Annotated in this window: 4 protein-coding genes and 2 pseudogenes; 2 read left to right on the forward strand and 4 right to left on the reverse strand. The window is 50.2% G+C overall.

Annotation, left to right across the window (positions count from 1 at the left end):
• Positions 1-439: pseudogene (locus GKAS_RS22615) on the reverse strand (Tn3 family transposase); the annotation flags it as partial.
• Between GKAS_RS22615 and GKAS_RS22620 the strand changes: the two are divergent.
• A pseudogene (locus GKAS_RS22620) lies at positions 432-698 on the forward strand (helix-turn-helix domain-containing protein); the annotation flags it as partial. The pseudogenes GKAS_RS22615 and GKAS_RS22620 overlap by 8 nt on opposite strands.
• Positions 699-771: 73 nt before the next feature.
• Here GKAS_RS22620 and GKAS_RS22625 read toward each other — a convergent pair.
• From GKAS_RS22625 to GKAS_RS22635, 3 genes are all read right to left on the reverse strand, one after another.
• Positions 772-1,500: an SDR family oxidoreductase gene (locus GKAS_RS22625; RefSeq protein ID WP_035897689.1), complete on the reverse strand. Its 729-nt coding sequence runs from the start codon at positions 1,498-1,500 to the stop codon at positions 772-774.
• A 41-nt stretch (positions 1,501-1,541) separates the two neighbouring features.
• The gene (locus GKAS_RS22630) at positions 1,542-2,525 is read right to left on the reverse strand and encodes an aldo/keto reductase (protein WP_035897690.1); all 984 of its coding nucleotides are present in this window, start codon (positions 2,523-2,525) and stop codon (positions 1,542-1,544) included.
• A 280-nt stretch (positions 2,526-2,805) separates the two neighbouring features.
• The gene (locus tag GKAS_RS22635; protein WP_081918604.1) at positions 2,806-3,900 is read right to left on the reverse strand and encodes an NADH:flavin oxidoreductase/NADH oxidase; all 1,095 of its coding nucleotides are present in this window, start codon (positions 3,898-3,900) and stop codon (positions 2,806-2,808) included.
• Between the two features lie 187 nt (positions 3,901-4,087).
• Between GKAS_RS22635 and GKAS_RS22640 the strand changes: the two genes are divergently transcribed.
• Positions 4,088-4,996, forward strand: coding sequence for an AraC family transcriptional regulator (locus GKAS_RS22640; protein ID WP_035897691.1), 909 nt, complete (start codon positions 4,088-4,090; stop codon positions 4,994-4,996).
• Positions 4,997-5,160 lie beyond the last annotated feature (164 nt).

Consider the following 5,160-nt stretch of genomic DNA (forward strand, 5'->3'; position numbering starts at 1 on the left):
TAATTGACTGAAGCCCCGGATACAACGCGGGTTTTCCATGAATAAACAGTCTCTTGTCCTGAAGATCCCGGATCCTTGGCGCAAAAGCGAATCCGAGCAGATGCATCAGCGCGAAAACATGCTCAGTGAAACCTGCGGTGTCGGTGTAATGCTCTGTAATCTCCAGCTCGCTTTCGTGATACAGCAAGCCGTCAAGTACGTGAGTAGAATCGCGCACGCGGCTGATGACTTTGGTGTAAAACGGGCTGTACTGGTCCGAAATATGCGTGTAAATCTGAACGCCTGGCTCCTGACCGTACTTCAGATTGACCTGACCCGCATAACGCCCATGGCTGCCCACCCGAAAATTTTGCCCATCAGACGAGGAGGTTGTCCCATCGCCCCATAATGCCGCCAGAGGCCGTTTTTTCTGGGCATTGACCAACTCAGCCAGTGCTGCCGGGAGAATGACCATGCAGGTTATTTCAGCGGTGGCGGAATTTGAGCGAGATTTGCTACTTGAACGCACACACTCCGGGATTGCTCGAGCAAAGGCTTCAGGTAAACGTTTTGGTCGTCCACCCGTGCTGAGTGAACAACAGAAACAAGCAGTTGCAGAACGTATTGATGCCGGAATCAGTATTAGCGCTATAGCCCGGGAATTTAATACAACCCGACAAACCATACTTCGGGTAAAGGCAGGGCATCAACAGTCTTGAATATAAACCTCCATCGACTGTGAAGACAGGGACCGCATAAGGAACAGGTTTTATGCGATCCGCATATTTTTTCTTACATCATTTGAACAGTAGGTCTGATCAATATCTCGTTGATACTCGTGCGCTTCGGCAGGTTGACAGCAAATGCTATGACCTCAGCGATATCGGAAGGCGGAATAGCCCAGTCCAGTGCAGATTTTGCCACAGACTGGCTTTCCTCGTGAGTAATATGATCGGCTAATTCTGTTGCAATAGCGCCGGGCTCAATCACCATGACGCGAATGTCAGGCTGTAGTTCCACCCGAAGTGCTTCTGACCATCCATTTATCCCCCATTTTGTTGCCGCATACGCTGCAAACCCTGAAGGTGCGACCCGACCTGCTACAGACGAGATATTGACGAGATCGCCCTTGTTTCGACGCAATTGTGGGAGAAATACCTCTGTTACTGTCATTGCTCCTAGGAGGTTTGTTTCTATCATCTGGCGGTGTTCATCACGCTGGCTTGAATCAAAAGGGCCCGTTAGCATTACACCGGCATTATTTATCAGGATATCCACACCACCTAACGTTTGTTCAACCTGATTAGCCGCAGCCACAATCGATTCACGCTCTGTCACGTCAGCTTTAATCGCAATTGCTCCGTGCCCCAGCTCGCTGGCCAAAACATCAATACGTTCGAATCGACGGGCCAAAAGCACAACCGTAATTCCGTTTCCTGCCAGTTCACGTGCGATAGCTTCACCTATACCAGAGGATGCTCCGGTAACAACAGCGACTCTTTTTTTCTTCTCAATATTCATAAAATTTCTTCCAATAGTTTAAGTCTGACCTCAGACGGGAATTAAGCTTTAGGCTCGACGAGATCCATCTGGGCACGATTCATGCGACCACCATAGACGCGAAGCCCGGACATAGCTTTATCCATTTCGTTTAACTCAGTAGTGGTAAACTGGATCTCTAAAGCGCCATGGTTTTCACGGAGATGGTTGATATTTCGTGTCCCGGGAATAGGAACAATCCAGGGTTTTTTGGCCAGAAGCCATGCAAGCGCGATCTGAGACGGTGTGGCGCCCTTACTGTCAGCGATAGCTTTCAGCTTTTCCACAAAGGGCCAGTTTTTCGCTAAGTTTTCAGGAGTAAAACGTTCAAAAGTGGAGCGTAAGTCGGTTTTGGGATCAAAATGCGTGTTTGCGCTCACCGTTCCGGTCAGATACCCCATGCCTATCGGCCCCCAGGGGACGAAACCAATTCCCAGCTCCTCGCAGGTATCCAGCACACCATTATGTTCCGGATCACGGTTCATGACAGAATATTCCGTCTGTACTGCGGTGACAGGCTGGATCGCATGAGCCTGACGGATGGTAGAAGGACTTGCTTCAGAAAGACCAAAATGTAGAACCTTGCCTTCTTTAATCAAATCCTGGATAGTCCCGGCTACGTCCTCTATGGGAACACCGGGATCAACGCGATGCTGATAATACAGATCGATACGGTCAGTGCGTAAACGCCTGAGAGAGGCCTCCAGCACTTTCCGGATATGTTTTGGCTGACTGTTCAACCCGCCATGTTGAATATCAAATCCAAATTTGCTGGCAATAAAGACCTGGTTACGAACAGGAGCAAGTGCCTCGCCAACCAGTTCTTCATTGGTATAAGGTCCATAAACTTCGGCGGTATCGAATAGCGTGATGCCTCTGGCGTGTGCCTCACGTATCGTTCTTATCCCCAGGGATTTATCCGCTGCCGCTCCGTAGTTAGCGCTGATACTCATACATCCGGCACCCAGTGCGGAAACCACCATAGCTCCAAGTTTTCGCGTCGGCATTGTCTGTGAACCTTGTCTGGCCTGTGCCGGTTTTGCTGTCGGCTCTGATGACGTTGCATGCGCCCTGTCAGGTAAGTTCCCCAAAATCAACCCTGCCCCCATTAAGGCAGAAGAAGACAGGAAATTGCGTCGGCTGAAAGCGTTTAGGCTTTCAGTGCGTTGTGCAGGACGGGGTTTTGGCTGACTCATATCGTTCTCCGCTTAATAAAGGTTTCACTATCAGGACGGATCCCCCTGATGAGGGCAGGTTACGTGGCCGGGACGACGCAACCTGTTATGGTCATTCGGACCAGTTTTGTAACCAGTATGCATAGGGTGTGGGTAATACAGCCTGCGGGTCGGAGGTTTCAAGCTCCCGCGCCGCGCGATATGGCCAGTGCGGATTAGCCAGCAATGTGCGGGCGAAAAAGATCACATCTACTTTACCGTCCTGTATGAATTCATTCGCTTCTTTAGCCTGAGTAATCATCCAGCTTGTCCCGACAGGAATGTTTTTCTCCCGGCGAACACGTGCAGCCCATGGAATCATAAAGTTTGCCGCCCACGGGATGTTCTCACCTGGCGTTGCCAGAGAAAGACCCACATCAACAAAATCAACTCCGGCATCCTTCAGCCAGCCGATTACTTTGAGTGATTCGCTGAAAGAATGTTCAGGACAGTCATCAAATTCAACCACGCCGAGGCGTACCGTTAAGGGGAAATTATCAGGCCAGAACTTGCGGACTTCAGCTACTGTCTCCAGTAAGAAGCGGGCACGCCCTTCAAGAGAACCGCCATATTCATCCGAACGGGTATTTGACTGTGAGGAAAGAAAACTTTGTGCCAGGAAACCATGGGCAAAATGCAGTTCCAGCCACTGGAAACCAGCCTGGCAGGCACGCTCTGCCGCTCGGGCAAAGTCCTGCTGCGTTTGTCGGATGTTATCTTTGGTCATTTCACGGGGAATATAGTCATTCCCGGGTACGAAGGGGACGGCGGAAGGCCCGACGGGCTCCCACGCCTGTGTATCATCTCGATCCAGAGGTGCGCCACCCTGCCATGGTGGCGTACAGCCGGCTTTTCGGCCCGCATGGGCGAGCTGAATCCCTGCGACAGCCCCGGCTGCCTTAATTGCTGCGGCAATGGACGACAGCCCTGAGATGTGTTCATCACTCCATAATCCGACATCACCGGGTGTAATTCGGCCCTCAGGTGCTACGGCAGTGGCTTCAACGACAACGAGACCAGCCCCCCCACGTGCGAGCATGGAATAATGGGTACTGTGCCAGTCATTGATAAAGCCATCGACAGCCTGGTACTGACACATGGGAGAAACTGCTATCCGATTACGTAGCGTAATATCTTTCAGCGAAAATGAAGAAAATAAACCTGTCACAAAGCACTCCATAAGCAGGAACATGATAGAAGCATTATTGACCACAAAGCGCTAAGATGGCTTGCTCACTTCACCACAATCATTGCCTGAAATGATTTATTTTTCATGAATTGGGTTATTGGCTTCCATAAATGATATTTTAATTTTTACGTTACTATTGAATCATGAGAGTTACCAGGACTAAGAGATGCAGGACTTTTCCTTAGAACAAAGCCTTAAAATGCTTGCTGAGAAAATTAACGAGATTGCACAATACGATGGTGATTTCACAACTGTAGTTCCGTCGTTATCGGTGCACCGACGAAATGCACCGACCACTCCCGTGCATTGTATCTATGGCATTGGCTTAGGTGTGGTTATTCAGGGCAGTAAAGAAGTGGTGCTGGGAGGAAAAGTAACTGGCTACCGCGCAGGGCAAACACTGCTCACCACACTTGAGCTTCCGGTCGTGTCACATGTTGCGACGGCGACAGAATCCGCACCGTTCCTGGGGATGATGGTCACTATTGAGCCCGCTGCTGTGATGCAGACGGCGGCAATGATCCCTTTTCGACCAGCGGCTAAATCATCGGTTTTTGATCCGCTGGCCGTTAATGAGCTTGACGCGGGACTTGCTGATACGTTGAGAAGACTGCTGTCACTGAATGACGAACCACCTTTAATTCAGCATCTTGCCCCGCTCATACAGCAGGAGATCATCATTCGGCTGCTGACAGGCCCCTATGGGAGTGCGCTTCGCCATATCGCATCACCGGGTTCGCCTGGGCAACAAATTTCCGGGGCAGTTGCCTGGCTTAAACAACACTTTACTCAGCCAGTCAGCATAGATGAGCTGGCTTCCCGCTCGTCGATGAGCACGTCATCATTTCGTCACCATTTCCGGTCAGTGACAGGGATGAGTCCGCTACAGTTTATCAAGAAGCTCAGACTTCAGGAGGCACGACAGCAAATGCTGAACAGCCATCTTGACGCGGTGAGCGCGGCGATAAAAGTAGGCTATGAGAGTGCTTCCCAGTTTAGCCGCGAGTACAGCAGAGAGTTTGGCGAGTCGCCGCTACGTGATATCAGACGTCTGCGTGAAGAAATAAACCAGTAAAATGTTCCCCTCGGCATGAATTCAGAAGGGTACTTCTGTGTCTTTTTTATGTAGTCATCCTTTATATAGAGCCACCGATAATTTTTGAGTCTGCTTTTCGAACAAAGCCGTCTGTCATAAAATTAGTCTTAGCGTAGGATATTTTCCGTTTTCCAAGCGGACCC

The sequence above is a fragment of the Kluyvera ascorbata ATCC 33433 genome (assembly GCF_000735365.1).
Lineage (GTDB): Bacteria > Pseudomonadota > Gammaproteobacteria > Enterobacterales > Enterobacteriaceae > Kluyvera > Kluyvera ascorbata.